At 67.3% G+C, this 20556-nt stretch carries 17 protein-coding genes; 10 read left to right on the forward strand and 7 right to left on the reverse strand.

Translation table 11 applies throughout. From position 1 onward, the window contains the following. Positions 1-17 precede the first annotated feature (17 nt). From gcvT to QNO00_RS10975, 6 genes are all read left to right on the forward strand, one after another. The gene (gene gcvT / locus QNO00_RS10950; RefSeq protein WP_284024535.1) at positions 18-1139 is read left to right on the forward strand and encodes a glycine cleavage system aminomethyltransferase GcvT; all 1122 of its coding nucleotides are present in this window, start codon (positions 18-20) and stop codon (positions 1137-1139) included. Positions 1140-1332: 193 nt separating this feature from the next. Further along, positions 1333-1710, forward strand: a complete 378-nt coding sequence (gcvH, locus tag QNO00_RS10955; RefSeq protein WP_229966332.1) for a glycine cleavage system protein GcvH — start codon at positions 1333-1335, stop codon at positions 1708-1710. Continuing rightward, positions 1707-3008 carry a serine hydroxymethyltransferase gene (glyA, locus tag QNO00_RS10960; protein ID WP_284024536.1) on the forward strand — a complete coding sequence of 434 codons (1302 nt, stop codon included), beginning with the start codon at positions 1707-1709 and terminating at the stop codon, positions 3006-3008. Before gcvH ends, glyA begins: the two co-directional genes overlap by 4 nt. 12 nt (positions 3009-3020) lie before the next feature. Beyond that, complete coding sequence (locus tag QNO00_RS10965) at positions 3021-4436, forward strand: L-serine ammonia-lyase (RefSeq protein WP_229966331.1); 1416 nt, start codon at positions 3021-3023, stop codon at positions 4434-4436. Between the two features lie 88 nt (positions 4437-4524). Further along, the gene (locus QNO00_RS10970; protein WP_229966330.1) at positions 4525-4821 is read left to right on the forward strand and encodes a hypothetical protein; all 297 of its coding nucleotides are present in this window, start codon (positions 4525-4527) and stop codon (positions 4819-4821) included. Then, positions 4821-5243: a ChaB family protein gene (locus QNO00_RS10975; RefSeq protein WP_229966329.1), complete on the forward strand. Its 423-nt coding sequence runs from the start codon at positions 4821-4823 to the stop codon at positions 5241-5243. The genes QNO00_RS10970 and QNO00_RS10975 overlap by 1 nt, the downstream gene beginning before the upstream one ends. Positions 5244-5267: 24 nt before the next feature. Here QNO00_RS10975 and QNO00_RS10980 read toward each other — a convergent pair whose 3' ends face one another. From QNO00_RS10980 to QNO00_RS10995, 4 genes are all read right to left on the reverse strand, one after another. Beyond that, on the reverse strand, positions 5268-6158 hold the full coding sequence (locus tag QNO00_RS10980; RefSeq protein WP_442860510.1) for a carbohydrate ABC transporter permease: 891 nt from the start codon (positions 6156-6158) through the stop codon (positions 5268-5270). Positions 6159-6160: 2 nt separating this feature from the next. Further along, positions 6161-7105, reverse strand: a complete 945-nt coding sequence (locus QNO00_RS10985) for a carbohydrate ABC transporter permease (RefSeq protein ID WP_284024537.1) — start codon at positions 7103-7105, stop codon at positions 6161-6163. Continuing rightward, positions 7102-8325, reverse strand: a complete 1224-nt coding sequence (locus QNO00_RS10990; RefSeq protein WP_229966327.1) for an ABC transporter substrate-binding protein — start codon at positions 8323-8325, stop codon at positions 7102-7104. The genes QNO00_RS10985 and QNO00_RS10990 overlap by 4 nt, the downstream gene beginning before the upstream one ends. Positions 8326-8614: 289 nt before the next feature. After that, positions 8615-10099 carry a mannitol dehydrogenase family protein gene (locus QNO00_RS10995; protein ID WP_284024538.1) on the reverse strand — a complete coding sequence of 495 codons (1485 nt, stop codon included), beginning with the start codon at positions 10097-10099 and terminating at the stop codon, positions 8615-8617. 199 nt (positions 10100-10298) lie between these two features. On the opposite strand from QNO00_RS10995, the gene QNO00_RS11000 reads away from it, so the two are divergent. The 4 genes from QNO00_RS11000 to QNO00_RS11015 all read left to right on the forward strand — a co-directional run bounded on the left by QNO00_RS11000 (position 10299) and on the right by QNO00_RS11015 (position 15564). Next, complete coding sequence (locus QNO00_RS11000) at positions 10299-11873, forward strand: alanine/glycine:cation symporter family protein (protein ID WP_284024539.1); 1575 nt, start codon at positions 10299-10301, stop codon at positions 11871-11873. A gap of 226 nt (positions 11874-12099) precedes the next feature. Beyond that, positions 12100-13956: an L-lactate permease gene (locus QNO00_RS11005; protein WP_284024540.1), complete on the forward strand. Its 1857-nt coding sequence runs from the start codon at positions 12100-12102 to the stop codon at positions 13954-13956. A 2-nt stretch (positions 13957-13958) separates the two neighbouring features. Next, on the forward strand, positions 13959-15356 hold the full coding sequence (locus tag QNO00_RS11010) for an FAD-binding oxidoreductase (protein WP_229966323.1): 1398 nt from the start codon (positions 13959-13961) through the stop codon (positions 15354-15356). Positions 15357-15402: 46 nt separating this feature from the next. Further along, positions 15403-15564: a hypothetical protein gene (locus QNO00_RS11015; RefSeq protein ID WP_284024541.1), complete on the forward strand. Its 162-nt coding sequence runs from the start codon at positions 15403-15405 to the stop codon at positions 15562-15564. A 10-nt stretch (positions 15565-15574) separates the two neighbouring features. On the opposite strand, the gene QNO00_RS11020 is transcribed toward QNO00_RS11015, so the two are convergent. From QNO00_RS11020 to QNO00_RS11030, 3 genes are read right to left on the reverse strand one after another with little or no spacing between them, the layout of a single operon-like run. Continuing rightward, the gene (locus QNO00_RS11020) at positions 15575-18388 is read right to left on the reverse strand and encodes a molybdopterin-dependent oxidoreductase (protein ID WP_284024542.1); all 2814 of its coding nucleotides are present in this window, start codon (positions 18386-18388) and stop codon (positions 15575-15577) included. Beyond that, the gene (locus QNO00_RS11025) at positions 18385-19248 is read right to left on the reverse strand and encodes an FAD binding domain-containing protein (protein WP_284024543.1); all 864 of its coding nucleotides are present in this window, start codon (positions 19246-19248) and stop codon (positions 18385-18387) included. Before QNO00_RS11025 ends, QNO00_RS11020 begins: the two co-directional genes overlap by 4 nt. Positions 19249-19257: 9 nt before the next feature. Next, on the reverse strand, positions 19258-20400 hold the full coding sequence (locus QNO00_RS11030) for an XdhC family protein (RefSeq protein ID WP_349643481.1): 1143 nt from the start codon (positions 20398-20400) through the stop codon (positions 19258-19260). Positions 20401-20556: the final 156 nt, after the last annotated feature.

A 20556-nucleotide genomic window follows, 5' to 3' on the forward strand; every position in this document is an offset into this window, starting at 1 on the left:
GAGACACAGGTACGACGATGACTGAAAAATACACGGCGCTCTTTGAAGAGCACAAACGGCTCGGCGCTGCCTTCACCGATTTCGGCGGCTGGCAGATGCCCCTGAAGTACAGCTCCGAGCTGGCCGAACACCGCGCCGTCCGCACGGCCGCCGGCCTCTTTGACCTCTCGCACATGGGCGAAGTCGAGGTTGCCGGCCCGGACGCCGGCGCGTTCCTGGACTACGCCCTGGCCGGCAAGCTCTCCGCCGTCAAGATTGGCCGGGCCAAGTACTCGCTGATCACCAACGACGACGGCGGGATCATCGACGATCTGATCAGTTACCGGCTCGCCGAGGACTCCTACCTGGTGGTGCCCAACGCCGGCAACGCACCGGTGGTGGCCGCCGAACTGGCCGCCCGCGCCGAAGGCTTTGACGTGCGCGTGCACGATGTCTCCGCGGAGACCTCGCTGGTGGCCGTGCAGGGCCCCGAGGCTGAAGCCATCCTGCTGGCCCTGGTGCCCGCCGACCAGCAGGACCTGGTCACGGGCATGAAGTACTACGCCGCCGCCACGGTGGGCATCCGGGCGGGGGAGCGGACCCTGGAGCTGCTCGTGGCCCGCACCGGCTACACCGGCGAGGACGGCTTCGAGATCTATGTGCCCAACGACGCCGCGCCGGCCCTGTGGTCAGCGCTGCTGGCCGCCGGGGAGGGGCGGGGCCTGATTCCCGCGGGGCTGGCCTGCCGCGACTCCCTCCGGCTCGAGGCCGGAATGCCGCTCTACGGCAACGAACTGACCCTGGACACGGACCCGTACGCCGCAGGCTTGGGCCCCGTCGTCGCCCTCTCCAAGGAGGGGGACTTTGTGGGCCGTGCCGCGCTCGAGGCCCGCAAGGCCGCCGGTCCCGCCCGCCGCCTGGTCGGGCTGAAGGGTGCCGGCCGACGCTCCGCGCGCTCACACTATCCGGTCCTTAGGGACGGCACGGCAGTCGGCGAAGTCACCTCCGGCGCTCCGAGCCCCACCCTCGGTTATCCGATCGCCCTCGCCTATGTCGACGCGGCCTGCACCGAGCCCGGAACCACCCTCGACGTCGACCTCCGCGGCAAGCCCGAACAGTTCACGGTTGTGGAACTTCCGTTCTACCGGCGCGAGAAGTAGCACCCCGAGACAGGTCGGCGCGTTCGGGTCAGGGTGACCCAAGCGCGCCGGTCGCGGGGCATTCTGTGTAGCCCGCATCGCCGAGCGAGGAACGAGCGAGGTGTCTAAGGGCGGCAGAATGCCGCGCTTCCGGTGCCCGGACCTAGACTTTGAAGTAACCCGAAGAACCAGCAGACGCACCGAAAGGCACACCATGAGCAAAGTAAACGCAGGACTCCGCTATTCGGCCGAACACGAGTGGGTGGACTCCTCCAGCCCCGTGAAGGTCGGCATTTCCGCCGTTGCCGCCGATGCGCTGGGCGATGTGGTCTACGTGGACCTGCCCGAGGTCGGCACCGTCGTCACCGCCGGCGAGACGTGCGGCGAAGTGGAATCCACCAAGTCCGTTTCGGACCTGTACGCACCGGTCTCCGGCGAGATCATGGAGATCAACCAGGAGGCCATCGACAACCCGGCCCTGCTGAACGAGGATCCGTACGGCGCCGGCTGGCTCTTCACGGTCAACGCCACCTCCGAGGGCGCGCTGCTGACCGCCGAGGAGTACGCAGAGAAGAACGGCGGCGAGCTGTGACCGATTACCTGAACTCGCACCTCGCGCAGATTGATCCGGAGGTGGCGCGGCAGATCGACAACGAGCGCCGCCGCCAGCAGTCCGGCCTGGAAATGATCGCCTCGGAAAACCACACCTCAGTGGCCGTGATGGAATCCCAGGGCTCGGTGCTGACCAACAAGTACGCTGAGGGCTACCCGGGCCGGCGCTACTACGGCGGCTGCGAATACGTGGACGTCATTGAGCAGCTGGCCATTGACCGGGCCAAGGACCTCTTCGGCGCCGGCTTCGCCAACGTGCAGCCGCACTCCGGCGCGCAGGCCAACGCCTCGGTGATGCACGCCCTGATCCGTCCGGGCGACACCATCCTGGGCCTGTCCCTGGCGCACGGCGGACACCTCACGCACGGCATGAAGATCAACTTCTCCGGCCGGCTCTACAACGTGGTGCCGTACAACGTTGCCGAAGACACCCAGCGCATCGACATGGCCGAGGTCGAGCGCTTGGCTCAGGAGCACCAGCCGAAGCTGATTGTCGCCGGCTGGTCCGCCTACGCCCGGCAGCTGGACTTCGCTGAATTCCGCCGCATCGCCGACTCCGTGGGCGCGTACCTGATGGTGGACATGGCACATTTCGCCGGCCTCGTCGCCGCCGGGCTGCATCCGAGCCCGGTGCCGCACGCCCACGTGGTCACCTCCACCACGCACAAGACCCTGGCCGGACCGCGCGGCGGCATCATCCTCTCCAACGACGCCGACATCGCCAAGAAGATCAACTCAGCTGTCTTCCCGGGCCAGCAGGGCGGCCCGCTGGAGCATGTGATTGCCGGCAAGGCCACCGCGTTCCTGATCGCGGCCACTCCCGAGTTCAAGGAACGCCAGGAGCGCACCCTGGCCGGTGCCCGGATCTTGGCCGAGCGGCTGCTGGCCGACGACGTCACCGCCAAGGGCATCTCCGTGATCTCCGGCGGCACCGACGTGCACCTGGTGCTGGTGGACCTGCGCAACGCCGCCCTCAACGGGCAGGAAGGCGAAGACCGGCTCGAGCAGATCGACATCACCGTCAACCGCAACGCCGTGCCCTTTGATCCGCGCCCGCCGATGGTGACCTCCGGCCTCCGGATCGGAACGCCGGCCCTGGCCACGCGCGGCTTTGGCGAGGACGCGTTCCGCGAGGTGGCGGACATCATTGCGCTGGCGCTCATTGCCGGCGAGGACGATGACCTCTCGCCGCTGAAGGCCCGCGTCTCCGCGCTGGCCGCAGCGCATCCGCTGTACACCGAGGTTGCCGACCTGGCATCCTCACCGGCGCACGTCTAAAGGAACCTGTAAGTGGCTGTTGGCGTTTTTGATCTGTTCTCCGTAGGCATCGGCCCGTCGAGCTCACACACCGTGGGCCCCATGCGTGCCGCTGCCGTGTTTGCGGCGGAGCTGGTCGACGCCGGCGTCCTGGATGCCGTGGCCGGCCTCCGCGTTGACCTCTACGGGTCGCTCGCGGCGACCGGCCGCGGCCACGGCACCATGACCGCTGTGCTGCTGGGGCTGGAAGGCTTCGCCCCGGAAAAGATCCTGCCGGGCGAAGTTGAAGAGCGGCTCGCAGCGATCGAAGCGACACGGAAACTGCAGCTGTGTTCGCAGATCCCCGGTGCCGGCCTCCGCATTCTGGAATACGGCGAAGCGGACATCGTCCTGCACCCCCTCACCGTCCTGCCCCGGCATACCAACGGTATGAAGTTCGCCGCCACGGCGGCCGACGGCGGCGTGCTGCACGAGGCCACGTTCTTCTCAGTGGGCGGCGGGTTCATCGTGCGCGACGGCGAGGAGCGCGCGGCCGCCCTGGAGCTGGAATCCACCAAGGCGCAGCTGCCGCTTCCGTTCCGCACCGCCGCCGGACTGCTGCGGCACTGCACCGACAACGGCCTGAGCATCAGCGGCGTGATGCTCGCCAACGAATTGGCGTCCCGAACCGAGGCGGAGATCCGCGCCGGCCTGCTGCACATCCGCGACGTCATGGAGGAGTGCAAGAATTCAGCCATCCGCCGCACCGGCCTGCTGCCCGGCGGACTCAAGGTCCGCCGCCGGGCGCCGGCCTGGCATGCCCGGCTGCGCGCAGAGGACCCAGACCGGAATCCCAAGTTTTGGCAGGAATGGGTGAACCTGGTGGCCCTGGCGGTCAACGAGGAAAACGCCTCCGGCGGCCGCGTGGTCACCGCACCCACCAACGGTGCGGCCGGCATCATTCCCGCCGTGATGTTTTATGCCACCCACTACGGCCCGGGCATGGAGAACGCGACGCAGGAGGAGCGGGACGACGTCGTCGTGCGCTTCCTGCTGACCGCCGGCGCCGTTGGCGTGCTTTACAAGGAACAGGCCTCCATCTCCGGCGCGGAGGTGGGCTGCCAGGGCGAGGTGGGGTCGGCGTCGTCGATGGCTGCCGCCGGCTTGGCGGAGATCCTGGGCGGCACTCCGGAGCAGGTGGAGAACGCCGCCGAAATCGCCATGGAACACAATCTGGGGCTGACCTGCGATCCGATCGGCGGGCTGGTGCAGGTACCGTGCATCGAACGCAACGCCATTGGTGCCGCCAAGGCCGTGAATGCCGCCAAGATGGCGCTCTGGGGCGACGGCGACCACCGCGTCTCGCTGGACGAGGTGATCGTGACGATGCGTGAAACCGGCCGCGACATGAGCTCGAAGTACAAGGAAACGGCGCTCGGCGGCCTGGCCGTGAACGTGGTGGAGTGCTAAGCGGGCAGCCGCGGCGGGTTGAGCCCGTGCGGTTCCTTTGATAGACCGTAAGGACGCTGAGTAACCGTACCTGCGGAAGGAACCCATCATGTCCGAACGCGGAAACACCACCCACGGGCGGCGCCTGGACGAGGAAATGAAGCTGGAAACCGACGGCCTGACCCGCAATGCCGTTCCGGACCGAACGCAGGCGTGGCGGCAGCCCGAACCGCTGCCCGATGACACCGATGCTGATGAGGTTTTGTCGGCCATGGAACCGAACGGGGTCTTCGGCAGCGCGGCTCCTTTTATCGGCGGAGCCCCGGGCCCGATCCCCGGACCTCGGCCGATTCCCGGCAATGGCCCGATTCCCGCACCGGGCCAGATCCCCGGCAAGGACGCGTAATGCCTAAAACCGGCAAGGACGGCCACGCCATCGAGGAGGAAATACCCTCCACCCTGCAGCGCTCGGACAGCAAAGCCCAGGACACCTTCGCCAAGACGTTCGACTCCGCGGCGGAGGAGTACGGCGATGAGGAGCGGGCTGCCCGCACCGCCTTCGCCGCCCTGAAGCACACCCATGAAAAGGTGGGCGACCGCTGGGAGGCCAAGGAGGAGTCCGGGCCCTCGGATGCCCGGGCCGAGGGCGGCCGGAATTCCTCCGCTGCAACGGCCGGCGGAGTGGATGCCAATGCCTCCAAGGCGCACCTCTACGATGTGGCCTCGCACCTGGACATCCCCGGGCGTTCAGCCATGAGCAAGGCCGAGCTGGTGGCCGCGATCCGGAAGGCCAACGACAGGGAAACCCGCCGGGCCCGGGAAGGCTAGGGCCGATCCGGGCAGCGCCGGCCCTTACTTCACGGCGCCCATGGACAGCCCGCGGACCAGCTGCTTTTGCGCGACCCAGCCCGCGAGGACCACCGGCAGGGAAGCCAGCACCGAGGCGGCGGACAGCTGCGCCAGGTACAGGCCTTCACTGGTCATCTGGGAGACCAGGAACACCGGCACGGTCGCAGACCTGGCCGCCGTGAGGTTCAGGGCGAAGAAGAACTCGTTCCACGCGAAAATGACGCAGATCAGTGCGGTGGCGGCCAGGCCCGGTGCCACCATGGGCATCAGCACCCGCCACAGCGTTTTCAGCAGCCCGGCTCCGTCCATCTGCGCCGCCTCGAGCACCTCGCTGGGCACCTCCTGGAAGAAGGAGCGCATCATCCATACCGCGATGGGCAGGTTCATCGAGGTGTAAAGGACCACCAGGGTCCAGATGTTGTCCAGGACCTTCAGCTGGCCGGCAATGACGTAGATCGGCATGATGACCGCCACCACCGGGAGCATCCGGGTGGAGATGAAGAAGAACAGCACGTCCTGCGTCTTCTTGACGGGCCGGATGCTGAGCGCATACGACGCGGGCACCGCCATGATCACGACCAGGAGCGTGGAGACGCCGGTGGCAATCAGCGAGTTGACGAAGTAGGAGCCGGCCCCGGCATCGATGACGGCCCGGTACTGGTCCAGGGTGGGGGTGAAGAAGAACGACGGCGGATTGGAGGCCGCAGCCGACTCCTGTTTGAAGGAGGTGAGCACCATCCACAGGACCGGTGAGAAGAATGCAATGGCGATGACCCAGGTCAGCACCGTCAACAGTGACGACGTCGTCTCTGGTTTGCTGCGGCGTGCCGGTGCTGCCGGGCGGCGGCCCGACGGGGTGCTTTCGGAAGAAGCCGATTCTGTCTGTGTGGCCACGGCTAGTCCTTTACGTCGAAGCTGCGGAAGATCAGGCGGAGGGCGAAGGTCGCGATGATGATCGTGGCAATAACCACCACGACACCCATGGCGGCTGCCTGCCCGATGTCGAAGCCCAGGAAGGCCCGCTGATAGATGTAGAACGGCAGGTTGGCGCTGGCTGTCCCGGGCCCGCCGGCCGTCATGAGGTAAATCTGGTCAAAGGTGTTCACCACATAGATCGCGCCGAGCAGGATCCCGAGTTCGATGTAGCGGCGGAGCTGGGGAAGGGTCACGGAGATGAAGGTCCGCCACCAGCCGGCCCCGTCGACCTGGGCCGCTTCCAGCACGTCCTTGGGCTGCGCCTGGAGCCCGGCCAGGACCAGCAGCATCATGAACGGTGTCCACTGCCACACCAGGGACATCAGGATCGAGGCGATCGGGTGGACGGAGGTCCAGTCCACCGGGGAAATGCCCACCAGACCGATCAGCCAGTTCAACAGGCCGTAGCTGGGGTTGAGGATGGACACGGACCAGAGCAGGGAGCCGGCCACCGGCATGATCAGGAACGGTGTGATCAACAGGGTGCGGACCACCCCGCGGCCCGCGAAGGAGCGGTCCAGCAGCAGGGCGAAGACGATGCCGAGGAGCATCGCGAAGAACACGCAGCCCAACGTGAAGATCACGCTGTTCATCGCTGCCTGGCGGAAGGTGGAGTCGGCGAAGATCTCCACATAGTTGGACAGCCCCACAAACCGGTCGCCCTCGGGATTGAGCAGGTTCCAGTTCTGGAGGGAATACCAAATGGTGAACAGGAACGGCACCTGGGTCACGATCAGCGTGAAGACCAGAGCCGGCAGCAGGGGCCCGCGCCGCCTCCAGCCCTCGGCGCTGGACATGCCGCGGGCCCGCCGTTGCTCCGTCTCGCGGCGGACCTTCTGTTGATGTTTGTCCACCAGGCTGGTCATCTGTTTTCTCCTGACTGGTAGCTTTCCGCGACGGTTTCGGCGTAGCGCTGTGATTGCTCCAGGGCCTCGGGAACCGATTTCTGTCCGGCGATGGCTGCCGAGATCTGCTGCGCCACGCGGGTGCCCAGATCCTGGAATTCCGGGATCCCCACGAATTGAAGGCCCGGATACGGCACCGGGTTGGCCATGCTGGTCTCCTGCGAGGCGCCGGCCATGGAGGACAGGGTGGGCTCGGCATAGGCCTCGGCCACGGCGGCGTATTCGGGAATCTCGTAGGTCGACAGCCGGCTGCCGGGCGGCACGCGTTCCCAGCTGATCTTCTCGCCCACCAGCTGGATGTATTCCTTGTTGGTCATCCAGGAGATGAAGTCCCAGGCGGCGTCCTTTTTCTCGCTGGTGGTGGGGATGGCCAGGGACCAGCTGTACAGCCAGCCGGAGGATTCCGTTTCCTGCACGGGCGCCTGGGCGTAGCCCGTTTTGCCGACCACCAGGGAGGAGGCCGGGTCCTCCACTGACGAGACCATGGAGGTTGCGTCGTACCACATGGCGGCGGTGCCCTGGCTGTACTGGGTCAGGCAGTCGCCGAACCCGCTGGTGGCGGCTCCGGGCTGCCCGGACGTGCGGACCAGGTCCACGTAGTCGGTCACGGCGGCCTCCACCTCGGGCGAGTCCAGCGTGGCGTTCCAGTCCTCGTCGAACCAGCCTCCGCCGTAGGTGTTCATCATGGTTCCGAGCGGCGCCATCACCTCGCCCCAGCCGGCCAGGCCGCGGAGGCAGATGCCGGAGAATCCGTTGTCCGGATCGTGGAGTTGTTCGGCGAATCCGGCAACGTCCTCCCAGGTGGGCCGCTCCGGCATGGTGAGCCCGTTCTCCTCGAAAATGTCCTCCCGGTAGGCGAGGAAGGAAGATTCGCCGTAGAAGGGAACGGAATACAGGTCCCCCTCGTAGCTCAGTGCTTCGCGGATGTTGGGCACAAAATCGTTCGGGTCGTAACCGGCAGTGGTGTCGGCATACTCCTGCAGGTTGGTGATCCAGCCGTTTTCCGCCCACATCGGGGTCTCGTAATTGGAGATCATGACGACGTCGAATTCGCCGCCCTCGGTGGCCACCGAGGCCGTGATCTTGGCGCGGGCCTCATTCTCCGGCAGGGAAACAAATCGCGCGTCAATATCCGGATATTGCTCGCGGAAGTCCTCCTCCAGCGAAATGGCGTCAGTCATCTGCGGATTGGAAACAATGGCCACCACGATTTCTTCCGGTCCTTCGGAGCTTTCAGCGCCGCATCCGGACAGCACGAGTGCAAGCACCGCCGCCGATGCCGCCGCCGATCTTCCGATGCCGGGCCGAAACCTGCGGGGTCTGCTGCGTCGTCTCATACGTCACCTTTGATCATGTGAGAATTGCCCTGCGCTTATTTCGGTGAACTATAAACAGGCCCTGTCAAATGAGCAATGGTCCGCAAACTTTCGGCAGGACTGCAGCGGCTGTGTAGTTCCCCCGCTCCGCGGCTTAACGTCCCCGCTCCGAAACCAGGCCGGAAACCGTGGCCCGGGCGCCGGCGTCGTGCAGTGAAGCCAGAGCAGCGGTGTACGCCCGGATGAACCGGTCATTGGACGCCAGGTCTCCGAAAAGTTCGCGGTTGGACACGAAGGCGAGCGGATCCTCGCGGTTGCGTCCTGCGGCAGCCATTAACGGTTTCCGCAGCCGGTCCACCACCTGGATGGGCTCGCCCTGCTCGTCGAAGCCTTCGGCATACCGCGCCCAGCTGGCGACGACGGCAGCCGAACGGTGGATCTCCCCGCCGCTGGCCAGGTTCTCCCGGATGACCGGCAGCAGCCATTTGGGGATCCGGTCCGAGCTCTCGGCGCACAGCCGGGCGAGCGTGTCGCGGACATATTGGTTGGAAAACCGCTCGATCAGCTTGTGCTTGTACCCGGCCAGGTTCACGTCCGGCAGCGGCTTCAGCGTGGGGGTGGCTTCCTTGTCCATGTAATCCAGCAGGAACCGGGCGAAAAGCGGATCCTGGCAGACCTCGTGCGCGTACCGGTAGCCGGCGAGGTAGCCGAAGTAGCACAGCCCCTGATGGCTGGCGTTGAGCAGCCGCAGCTTCATGAGTTCGTAGGGCTCGACGTCGTCCACCACCTGCACGCCGACGTCCTCGAAAGGCGGGCGGCCCAGCGGGAAATCATCCTGCAGCACCCACTGCTCAAAGTCCTCGCTGACCACCGGCCAGGCGTCGTCCACGCCGAAGTCCGCCGCCACCATGGCCCGGTCCTCGTCGGTGGTGACCGGTGTAATGCGGTCCACCATTGAATTCGGAAAGGCCACCTTTTCCTGCATCCACTCACCCAGCCCAGGATCCCGCAGGCCGGCGAAGGCGGTGAACATCTTGGCCGCAACGTCGCCGTTGCCCTGGATGTTGTCGCAGGACATCACGGTGAACGGCGGGAGACCGCGGTCCCGGCGCCGCAGCAGCGCCTCGGTGACCAGCCCAAAGACCGTTGACGGAACGGCCCCCGGCTCCAGGTCAGCCGCCACGGCGGGGTTGGCAGCATCAAACTCACCGGTCACGGGATGGAAGTTGTAACCGCCCTCGGTAATGGTCAGGGAGACAATTTTCGTGCCGGGCGCTGCCATCTTCTCGATCACGGCCTCAGGGTCCTCCGGGGCCAGCAGATACTCGACGATGGACCCGATGACGCGCCCCTCCCGGGTGCCGTCCGGATTCTTGAGGACCAGCGTGTACAGGCAGTCCTGGTTCTCCATGACGGTCTTCATGGCGGCATCGCCCGGCAGGACGCCGACTCCGCAAATGGCCCAGTCCCGGGCCCCGCCGGCATTCATCAGCCGGTCCAGGTACATGGCCTGGTGCGCGCGGTGGAAACCGCCGACGCCGAAATGGACAATGCCGACGCTGAGGCCGGCGCGGTCATAGGAGGGGACGGGCAGCTTGGCGGAGACGCCGGACAACGTTGCAGTGCTCAGTTTGCTCATGGTCACACCTGCTGGGGGACGGGGCGGTTGGTGCCGCTCAACCTAGCACGGGAGCGATCGGGGCACATTCCACGGCCGGCGGAACGACGGCGGCACGACGGATTGTAAGGCAACGTGTGATTTGTGCAACACCTATGTATTAAGCAAGGCTATGTTGTCGCATTCGGCAACATACTTACAGAAAACAGGGGCTCGAACCATGAACGCAGCACGGGCAGTTTCCATGGCACCGGCATCGGAGGACGGTGGTTTGCTCGGAACCATCGATTCCGCCGTCAACTCGTTCTTCGAACCGATCACCACGGTGTTCTCCGGGATCGTCTTCTTCCCGATCACCATCGGAGACTTCAGTTTCCCCGCCGTCGTCGCCTGGCTGATCCTGGCCGGCATCGTCTTCACGTTCTACTTCGGCTTCATCCAGTTCCGCGGGCTGAAGGTCGCCGTGCAGGTGGTCCGCGGCAAGTTCTCCTCCCACGACGATCCGGGCGAGGTGCCGCACTTCCAGGCACTCACCTCCGCCCTTTCCGGCACCGTCGGCCTGGGCAACATTGCCGGCGTCGGTGCGGCCATGGCCCTGGGCGGCCCCGGCGCCACGTTCTGGATGATCCTGGCCGGGCTGCTCGGCATGGCCTCGAAGTTCGCTGAATGCACCCTCGGCGTGAAGTACCGCGAAGTCCATGCCGACGGCTCCATCAGCGGCGGTCCGTTCAAATACCTGCCCGTGGCCTTCGCGCGCTTCGGCCGGTGGCCGGCCAAAATCCTCACCGGAATCTTTGCGGTCGCGATCCTGATCTTCGGTGTGGCCGGCGGCAACATGTTCCAGGCCAACCAGACGTTCGCGCAGATCCAGAACGTCACCGGCGGCGACGACGGCATCCTCGGCAGCGCGGGAGCGGCCCTGATCTTCGGGCTGGTCCTGGCCGTCCTGGTGGCCGTGGTGATCCTGGGCGGCATCAAATCGATCGGCGCCACCACCTCCAAGCTGGTGCCCGCCATGGCCGGCATCTACATTGTGGCCTGCCTGTTCGTCATCATCGTCAACTTCGAGAACGTCCCGGCAGCCTTCGGCGCCATCATTGACGGCGCCTTCCGCCCCGAGGGCTTCGCCGGCGGCGTCGTCGGCGTCATGATCGTCGGCTTCCAGCGGGCATCCTTCTCCAACGAGGCGGGTGTCGGCTCCGCGGCCATCGCCCACTCGGCGGTCAAGACCCGCCGCCCGGTCAGCGAAGGCTTCGTGGCGCTCTTCGAGCCGCTCGTGGACACTGTCCTCATCTGCACCATGACGGCGCTGGCCATCATCATGGCTTCCACGCCCAGCCTGCAGGCGGGAATCGACCAGGTCCAGGCCGGCGGATCTGCGCCCGACGGCGTCATCCTCACCTCCGATGCCTTCGCCACCGTCCTGCCCTGGTTCCCGATCGTGCTCTCCATCGCCGTCGCGCTCTTCGCCTACTCCACCCTCATTACCTGGTCCTACTACGGCCTGAAGTCCTGGGAGTACCTCTTCGGCCGGGGCAAGCGCCGCGAGGTCACCTACAAGGTCATCTTCCTGACCTTCACCGTGGCCGGCTGCGTGCTGTCCTTCAGCCAGGTCATCAGCTTCGCCGACGCCGCGCTCTTTGTCTGCGCGTTCGTGAACCTGCTCGGCGTCTACCTGCTGCTGCCCGTGATCAAGAAGGAAATGAAGGAGTACCTGGCGGACCGCAAGAGCGGAAAGCTGGAGATGCTCGGCATCGACGACCAGGACATCAAGGAGGCGGCAGCCACCGCCTGAACCCCCGCGCCTGAACCTCCCGCCCCGGGGTAGCACAACCCGGATGACCAACCCCTGACGAAACTCCTCCGCCGGCCCCGGGCACTGCCTGCCGGCGGAGGAGTTTTTTTGTTATGCACCGTTGACCGCGAAGGGCTCCGGCCCTAGGGTCAACGCTACGTTCACCGAACGGGGGGATGCCCCTGTCCTGAGTGGGCATCGGCCACGGCAGAACAAAGGGGTTTTCGTGGATATTCAGGCGCAGGCATTTGAACAGATTCTGGATCCAGTGGGGGGATCGCTGGCGATTTCGGCGGTTCTGGCTGCCCTGCCGCTGCTCGTGCTGTTTGTCCTGCTGGGAGTTTTCCGCATGAAGGCCTACCAGGCGGGAGTCATCAGCCTGGTGCTCTCCATCCTGCTGGCCGTGATTGCGTGGCGGATGCCCGTGGACCAGGTGGTGGCCGCCACCGGCCTCGGTGCGTTCTACGCGATCTTTCCGATCCTCTGGATTCTGATCAACGCTTTGTGGATCTACAAACTCACGGTAGCCACGCCCTGGTTCGAAGTGCTTGGCCGCACCATCCGTTCCATCTCCGATGACCTGCGGATCCTGTCCATCCTGATCGCGTTTTGCTTCGGTGCCCTGCTGGAGTCCCTGGCCGGCTTCGGTGCGCCCGTGGCCATCGCGGCAGCCATGCTGATGGCCGCCGGGATGAAGCCGCTGAAATCCGCCATCGTCGCGCTGCTGGCGAATACCGCCCCCGTCGCGTTCGGCGCGATGGCAGCCCCCATCATTGCGTTGAACGGGGTGACCGGGATTCCGCTCCAGGAACTGTCCTCCATGACCGGGCGGCAGACCCCCTTCATCGCCCTTGTGGTTCCGCTCATCCTGGTCTTCCTGGTGGACGGAAAACGCGGACTGCGGCAGACCTGGCCGGTGGCCCTCGTGTCAGGCTTCGTCTTCGGGCTCGCGCAGTTCGTGGCGTCGAACTTCTTCGTGGTGGAGCTGACCGACGTTGTGGCAGCAGTGGCCACCGTCGCCGCGGTGCTGCTCATGCTCCGGGTCTGGCAGCCGGCAGAAATCATCGGCATGTCCGGGGAGGTGCAGGAGACCGAAGTGCCTGACGCCCAAGAGGCAGCGGCTCCGAAAACCACTGACACCGTTGAATCGGCTGCCGGCCAGCCCGGCAGCGGCGGCCGGGGCCGGCGCTCTTCCGGCGCACCCGTCAGCGGAACCACGGTTTCCGGCGCACCCGTCAGCGGAGCCACGGCTTCCGGCGCACCCGTCGGCGGTACCACGGCTTCCGGTGCACCCCCCGGTGCCGGAAAATCCGCTGCGGCGGGCGGCACCACCCGGCCTGATGCCCGCAGCGTGTTGATGGCCACCGCGCCTTACCTGATCATCATCGCGGTGTTTTCGCTGGCGCAGGTGCCCGGGATCAAGATCTGGCTGACCGAAATCGGCAGCGTCACGTTCCGCTGGCCCGGCCTGGACGTGGTGGACTCGAACGGCAAGGCGGTGAGCGCGCAGACCCTGCGCTTTGACCACATCCGGGCCACCGGCACGCTGCTGCTGTTTGCCGGAATCCTGACCATGCTGCTGTACCGGATCCGGCCGGGGCAGGGACTGAAGGTCTACGGGGAAACGCTCAAGCAGCTGCGCTGGACGATCGTGACGGTGTGCGCCGTGCTGGCGCTGTCCTTCGTGATGAACCTTTCCGGGCAAACCACCACGCTGGGCGTCGCCCTCGCGTCCGCCGGCGGATTCTTTGCCCTGCTGTCACCCCTGCTGGGCTGGATCGGGGTGGCCCTGACCGGATCCGACACATCCTCCAACTCGCTGTTCGGCCAACTGCAGGTTGCCGCCGCCAATGAAACCGGGCTGTCCGCCACCCTGATGGCGGCGTCGAACTCGTCGGCTGGCGTGATGGGCAAGATGCTGTCGCTGCAGAACCTCGCCATTGCCGCAGCAGCGGTGGGACTGGAAGGGTCCGAAAGCACCCTGTTCCGCAAACTCCTTGGCTGGAGCCTTGGGCTGCTGGCCCTGATGACGCTCCTGGTCTGGCTCCAATCCACCTCGGTCCTGGGATGGATGGTGCCGTAGCCATGAGTCTTTTCTCCGATTCCGAGTCCACCCTGGATGTGTCCGGGCCGGGGGCCAGCGACGCCCTGCTTGGCGCGGCCCCGCATGCCTCGCGCGACGCCGTCCACCGCGAACACGCCAGCACCGACCGCTCCGGCTTCGTCGCCGACACGCATCCGGACGGCGTCGTGTTTGCCGCCTCCGCCGAGGACGTGGCGGCAACCCTGAAGCTGGCGACCGCGCACCGTGTTCCGGTGGTGCCCCGCGGGGCCGGCACCGGGCTGGCCGGCGGATCCTCAGCCCGCTCCGGTGAAGTGGTGCTGGATGTCTCCGGAATGAATCGGATCCTGCGCATCGACCCGGTGGAACAGCTGGCCGTGGTCCAGCCCGGAGTGCTGAACGCGGAAATAAATGCGGCGGCTGCCGAGTACGGGCTGTTCTACGCACCGGATCCCGCGAGCACCGCCATCTGTTCCATTGGCGGGAACATCGCCACCAACGCCGGAGGAATGCGGTGCGCCAAATATGGCGTGACCCGTGAATCGGTGCTGGCGCTGCGGGTCATCCTGGCGGACGGGCGGGAGCTGCGCACCGGGCGGGAGACCATCAAGGGCGTCACCGGGTATGACCTGAACGCGCTGATCATCGGCTCCGAAGGAACGCTCGGCGTCGTCGTCGAGGCCACCCTCCGGCTGCGTCCGCTGCCGGTGGCCACCGCCACCGTGGCGGCGTTCTTCCCCGACGTCGAAAGCGCCGCCCGGGCTGCGTCGGCGGTGGTGGCCGCCCGCATCCAACCGTCGATGATGGAGCTCATGGACGGGCCCACCCTCGAGGCCGTCGATGCTGCGCTGGGCACGAACTACCGGTCCCGCGGCGCCTCCTTCCTGCTGGTGCAGACTGACGGCTACGGCGCCTTCCTGGAACAGGATGTGGTGCTCGACGCCGTCAGTCCGCACGCCGGGTCCTGCAGCAAAGCCGCCGACGACGAGGAGGCCGCCGCCCTGGTGCTTGCACGGCGCGAGGCCATTCCGTCCCTGGAGAAGATCGGCCGCGTGTCGATCGGTGACATCGGCGTGCCGCGGGGCCGGCTGGCGGAAGCCGTTACCGGGCTGGAGGAGATCTCCGCCGCCACGGGTGCGCGCATCTTTACGATCGCCCATGCCTCGGACGGAAACCTGCATCCCATGATTGTGATGGACCCGCAGGACTCGGTCACCGAAGGGCCGGCCAAGGAAGCGCTCGGGCAGATGTTTTTCCTTGCCAACCGGCTCGGCGGAACCCTGACCGGAGAGCACGGGGTGGGCCTGCTCAAGCGGGACTGGGTGGGTGCCGAACTCGGGGATGTCTCCCTGGGTGTTCAGCACTCCATCCGCCGCGCCCTGGACCCGCTGGGCATCCTGAATCCCGGAAAGGCCCTGTGACCCGGAGTAGGCTCGCGGAAACTGCCGCTCACCGATGGGGGAAATCATGATGGCTATCCAGGGTTTTGGAATGGTGTATCTGCTGTTTGTCGCCGCGCTAGCCGTGCTGGCGGTGTGGGCACTGGTGCTGCTGATCATTTTCCTGCGGCTGCGGATCGCGGAAATGCGCGCCGGTTCGAGCGGAACAGGCATAAGCGGTCCTCACTGAGCGGCCCGCTCTAGGCGGTCCGCGCTGCCTGCAGGGCCAGGAAGACGGAGTCCCGCGCCAGCGGCAACTCGCTGAACCGCAGGCCCGTGGCATCCCGGACGGCGTTGGCCAGCGCCGGGGCCACCGGATTGAACGGACTCTCGCTCATGGATTTGGCGCCCATCGGCCCGAGGGCGTCGTCGGTGTCGGCGAAGAGGATCTCGGTGCGCGGCACGTCGGCGAAGGTGGGCACGTGGTACTCGCGCAGGATTCGAGTCTGCACCTCGCCGGTGTCGCTGACGCGCACCTTCTCGAACAGTGCAGCGCCCAGGGCCTGCGCGATTCCGCCCTCAACCTGGCCGCGGCACTGGGCGGGGTTCACAACCACGCCGGCGTCCGCGGCATGCACGCTCTGCAGGATCCGGATTTCACCCGTGCCGCTGTGCACCCCCACGCGGAAGCCCTGGACGTTGAACGCCACCGACCGTGGGGTGCCGCCCCAGCGTCCCTCCGCCGACAGTTCTATGCCGGCCTCCTGCGCCCGGGCCGCGACCTCGGCCAGGGACAGGCGCTCGCCGTCGCACTCCACCGCCGCGGCCTCCAGTTGCACCTGGGCGGAGGTGTTGGCGAAGAGCGACGCAGCGAATCCCTTCAGCAGCACTGCCAGTTCCGCTGCGGCGGCCAGCGTGGCCTTGCCGGCCACCACCGTGCCGGTGGAACCGTAGGCGCCGGTGTCATGGTCCACCAGGTCGGTATCGGACTGGCGGATCACCACCTGTCCCGGGTTGGTGTGCAGGGCAGTGGAGGCCAGCTGGGTGTGGACGGTGGTGGTGCCGTTGCCGAACTCGGCAGTGCCGACGTCGAGCCCGTAGCGCCCGTCGGCCAGCAGGGATATCTTCGCGTGGGAGATGTGTCCGCGCGGCGGCACCGTATCGATCATGGCGACGGCGGTGCCGGTGCCGAGCAGCCATTCCGCAGCCAGGTCCGCTCCCGACGTGTCGTCGGACTGCAGCCCGCGGTCCAGCGCAGCACGGACGAGGTCCACGCACTGGTCCAGGCCGTAGCTGCCGTAGTGCACATCCTCCGCCGGTTCGGCGGCGGTGGAGAGCATGGCATCACCCGGAGCGATGAGGTTGCGGCGGCGGAACTCCAGCGGATCCATGCCGATGCCGCGGGCCAGTTCGTCCATCGCTGATTCGACGGCGAAAATCATCTGGCTCAGGCCGTAACCGCGGAACGCCCCGGAGGGGATGGTGTTGGTGTAGACGGCCCGGGCGTCCACCTTCTTGTTGCGGCACCGGTACACCGCAACCGACTCGCCGCAGCCGTGGAACATCACGCCCGGGGCATGGTTTCCGTAGGCTCCGGTGTTGGTGGTGACGTCCAGCTCCAGCGCGGTCAGCGTGCCGTCGCGGGCGGCTCCGGCCCGGACACGGACGGCGAACGGATGCCGCACGGTGCTGGCCGTGAACTGCTCCTCCCGGGTCAGTTCCAGCTGGACGGGCCGGTTCAGGCGCAGCGCGGCCAGGGCAACCAGATCCTCGGTGAGCACTTCCTGCTTGCCGCCGAAGCCGCCGCCCACCCGCCCGGCGACCACCCGCACGGACCCGGGCTGCAGCTCGAAGATCCGGCACAGGGTGCGCCGGACCAGGAACGGCACCTGGCTGGAGGTGCGGACGGTGAGCCGGCCGGCCTCGTCGAACCAGGCGACGGCGGCGTGAGTTTCCAGGGCGACGTGCTGCAGCCGCTGGCTTTCGTAGGTGTTTTCATGCACGACGTCGGCGGCGGCGAACCCGGCGTCGAGGTCTCCGATTTCGGAATGCAGTTCGGCCACGATGTTGCTTCCGCCGTCCGGCCCGGGGTGCAGCAGCGGAGCGCCGGGCGCCATGGCTGCGGCCGGGTTGAAAACTGCCGGCAGCAGCTCGTACTCGACCCTGATGCGCCGGGTTCCTTCCGCGGCGGCAGCCACCGACGACGCCGCGACGGCCGCCACGCGCTGGCCCTTGAAGCGCACGACGTCGTCCAGGATCCGGGTGTCGTCAGGGTCATCGGTGTGCAGTTCGTGCTGGGCGCTGGAAAAACGCTGCAGCGGAGCATCGTGGTGGGTGAAGACTGCTTCGACGCCCGGGACCGCCAGTGCCTCGGAAACATCGATCGAGGTGATCCTGGCATGCGGATACGGAGAGCGGAGGATTTTCAGGTGCAGCAGCCCCTCAGGCAGGACGGCGCGCGGAAGATCCAGGGTATAGCGGGCGCTCCCGGTGACGATGGCCGGGCCGGCCGGGGCAGGGACGTTGCTGCCAATGCTGCCGGTGTGCCCGGCCTGCCCGGTGCCGATGTCGCCGGCGTATTCCGCGGCGGCGCTCCCGGTGCGCTCGTCGCTGGCATTCCCGGTCCCTGACCCGTGAACGGCCGCGTGCCGTACCCCGCACACCGCGTCCTCGATGGCCCGGTAGCCCGTGCAGCGGCACAGATTGCCCTTCAGGTTCCGCGGAAGGTCCTGCTTCTGTTCTTCGTCGAAGGTCGCGGCGGTCATGATCATTCCGGCGGTGCAGAAGCCGCACTGGAATCCCTGCGCATCCAGAAACTGCTGCTGCATCGGGTGCAGTGCGTCCTCGCCGGCCAGGCCCTCGATGGTGGTGATCTCCCGCTCGTCGGCGCGGACAGCGGGATAGAGGCAGCTGTGCACAGGCTTGCCGTCCACATGCACGGTGCAGGCGCCGCAGTCGCCGGCGTCGCAGCCCTTCTTCACGCCGAGATAACCCTGCTCCCGCAGGAAGGTGCGCAGGCACTGGCCGGGGAAGGGGGCGGCGTCGACCTTGGTGTTGTTGATCCGATAAGTCATTGGGAACCATCCTTCGGGCGGGAACCGGGGGCCGGCGGAGCCGCGAGTTCGGCCCGGATTTCCTCCGCGAGCCGTTCGGTCATGGAGCGCCGCCATGCGGGCAGCCCGTGGACGTCGTCGTGCCAGAGCTCCGGCGCCACTGCCGCCCCGAGTGCCGTGCGCAGCTGAGCCGCGGAGGGCGGGGAGGGGAAGCGCAACTGGACCGGGTGCTTGGTGGAGGCGGTCACGGTCAGCACAAAACCGCCGTCTTCCCCCAAGCGGCCGATCAGCAGCACCGCGGAGCGGCCCAGGTTGGTCAGGGACAGGCGCCGGAACGCGGTGCGGGAACGAAGCGCCGCGGCCGGGACGGTAATGCTGCGCAGCAGCTCCCCGGACGCCAGGCCGGTCCGGCCGTCCCCGGTCACCAGCTCGGCCACCGGCAGCCGGCGGGTCGTGCCGTCAGCGGCGTACAGGAGGGCGACGCCGTCCAACGCCGCGGTGAGGGAGGTCATGGGTCCGGCGGGCAGCCCGGCGCAGACGTTGCCGCCCACCGTGGACACGTTCCAGATCTTGAAGGACGCCACAAACGAGTCGCAGCAGGGACGCACCAGGTCCAGGGCGGTCCACAGCGCACGCATGGTCCGGGGAGCGGCCGCGGGAAAGGCATACAGGTCGGCGATGGTGCAGGTGGCCGCAATCTCGAGGCCGGCGTCGGACGCGGTCAGCGGTTCCCACCCGGCCGTGGTGATGTCCAGCAGGCGTTCCAGCGTGTCGCTGCCGTAGGAAAACAGCACGGTGCCGCCGGCGAGCCAGGCGTCCCCGGGACGCCAGGACCGCGGGTCAGCGGTGCTGACCAGTTCCGAGACGGTGGGCAAATCCATGCGTTTCCCCTAGCTGACGTGTTGTCGGTTGAACGGATGGATGGGGCCGGAACATTCCCGGAGCGGCAGCCCGCTGGCGGCCGCTCCGGACCGGCCTGCCACCACTTCGGCAAACACTGAGAGGGCCGTTTCTTCCGGGCTGGCGGCGCCAAGGTCCAAACCGATGGGGGAGTGCAGCCGCTGCAGCTGCCCGCCGGTGAGTCCGGCCGTGCGCAGGGCGGCCATCCGCGCCTCGTGGCTGCGGCGCGACCCCATGGCCCCCACATAGGCCACGTTCAGCTGCAGGGCCGTGACCAGCACCGGCACATCGAACTTGGCGTCATGGGAGAGCACGCAGATCACCGACCGGGCGTCCAGCTCTCCGGCTTCCGCCTGCTCCTGCAGGTACCGGTCCGGCCACTGCACGCGCACGAGGTGGGCCGCCGGAAACCGCTCAGCGGTGGTGAAGGCCGGCCGGGCGTCACAGACTGTGACGTGGTAGCCCAGCAGCCGGCCCTGCCGGGCCAGCGCGGCGGAGAAGTCGTTGGCGCCGATCAGCACAAGGCGCGGCGGGGCGAGCCGGGATTCCAGGAACAGGACCACCGGAGCGCCGCCGCACTCAGTGCCGCCCAGTTCCACCAGCCCGGTGCGGCCGGCGGCGAGCAGCGGGGCGAGGCGGGCGGCCGCCAGCCGCGGATCCACGCCGAGCAGGGACCGCAGCTCCGCGCCGTGCCGGGACAGGAGCTCCGCCGGGTTGGCTGCCGCGGCGGCCGGGTCGGGCACCAGCAACGGCACCGCAGCCGCTGAGGCATCAACCCGGGTGATCAGTGCGCAGGGGGTGCCGGCGGCGGGAACGGCCGGCAGCCGGCCGGGCGGAAACGGCTGAATCAGGACCTCCAGGGTGCCGCCGCAGTTCAGGCCCACGGCAAAGGCGTCGGCGGTGTCGTAGCCGAAGGTCTCCAGCCGCGCCCGGCCGTCGGCGAGCGACTCCTCGGCCGCGGCGGCGACGGCGGCTTCCACGCAGCCGCCCGACAGGGACCCGGTGATTTTTCCCGACCGGGTGATCAGCATTGAGGTGCCCACGGGGCGGGGAACGGACCCCGACGCGCGGACCACGGTGGCGGCGGCGCAGGGCTCGCCGCCCCTCACGGCCGAGGCCAGTGCATCCAACATGTCCAACACTGCGGCCAACCCTCCAGCAACACCGGCCGACGGCAACCGCCGCCGGTCAACCCTGCAACCAAGCGGGAAGTTTCCCCCACCGCACGGCGGGGGCCTTGACTCCGCGAAAACAGTTCCAACAATGGCAAGAACAATAAAAGACGGCGA

The organism is Arthrobacter sp. zg-Y1219, from assembly GCF_030125545.1.
Classification (GTDB): Bacteria; Actinomycetota; Actinomycetes; order Actinomycetales; family Micrococcaceae; genus Arthrobacter_B.

What these genes read in the sequence shown, in the direction of transcription:
- gcvT (WP_284024535.1), top strand. Translation starts at nt 18, where the DNA reads ATGACTGAAAAATACACGGCGCTCTTTGAAGAGCACAAACGGCTCGGC.
- gcvH (WP_229966332.1), top strand. Translation starts at nt 1,333, where the DNA reads ATGAGCAAAGTAAACGCAGGACTCCGCTATTCGGCCGAACACGAGTGG.
- QNO00_RS10970 (WP_229966330.1), top strand. Translation starts at nt 4,525, where the DNA reads ATGTCCGAACGCGGAAACACCACCCACGGGCGGCGCCTGGACGAGGAA.
- QNO00_RS10975 (WP_229966329.1), top strand. Translation starts at nt 4,821, where the DNA reads ATGCCTAAAACCGGCAAGGACGGCCACGCCATCGAGGAGGAAATACCC.
- QNO00_RS10985 (WP_284024537.1), bottom strand. Translation starts at nt 7,105, where the DNA reads ATGACCAGCCTGGTGGACAAACATCAACAGAAGGTCCGCCGCGAGACG.
- QNO00_RS10990 (WP_229966327.1), bottom strand. Translation starts at nt 8,325, where the DNA reads ATGACTGACGCCATTTCGCTGGAGGAGGACTTCCGCGAGCAATATCCG.
- QNO00_RS10995 (WP_284024538.1), bottom strand. Translation starts at nt 10,099, where the DNA reads ATGAGCAAACTGAGCACTGCAACGTTGTCCGGCGTCTCCGCCAAGCTG.
- QNO00_RS11000 (WP_284024539.1), top strand. Translation starts at nt 10,299, where the DNA reads ATGAACGCAGCACGGGCAGTTTCCATGGCACCGGCATCGGAGGACGGT.
- QNO00_RS11010 (WP_229966323.1), top strand. Translation starts at nt 13,959, where the DNA reads ATGAGTCTTTTCTCCGATTCCGAGTCCACCCTGGATGTGTCCGGGCCG.
- QNO00_RS11015 (WP_284024541.1), top strand. Translation starts at nt 15,403, where the DNA reads ATGATGGCTATCCAGGGTTTTGGAATGGTGTATCTGCTGTTTGTCGCC.
- QNO00_RS11020 (WP_284024542.1), bottom strand. Translation starts at nt 18,388, where the DNA reads ATGACTTATCGGATCAACAACACCAAGGTCGACGCCGCCCCCTTCCCC.
- QNO00_RS11025 (WP_284024543.1), bottom strand. Translation starts at nt 19,248, where the DNA reads ATGGATTTGCCCACCGTCTCGGAACTGGTCAGCACCGCTGACCCGCGG.
- QNO00_RS11030 (WP_349643481.1), bottom strand. Translation starts at nt 20,400, where the DNA reads ATGTTGGATGCACTGGCCTCGGCCGTGAGGGGCGGCGAGCCCTGCGCC.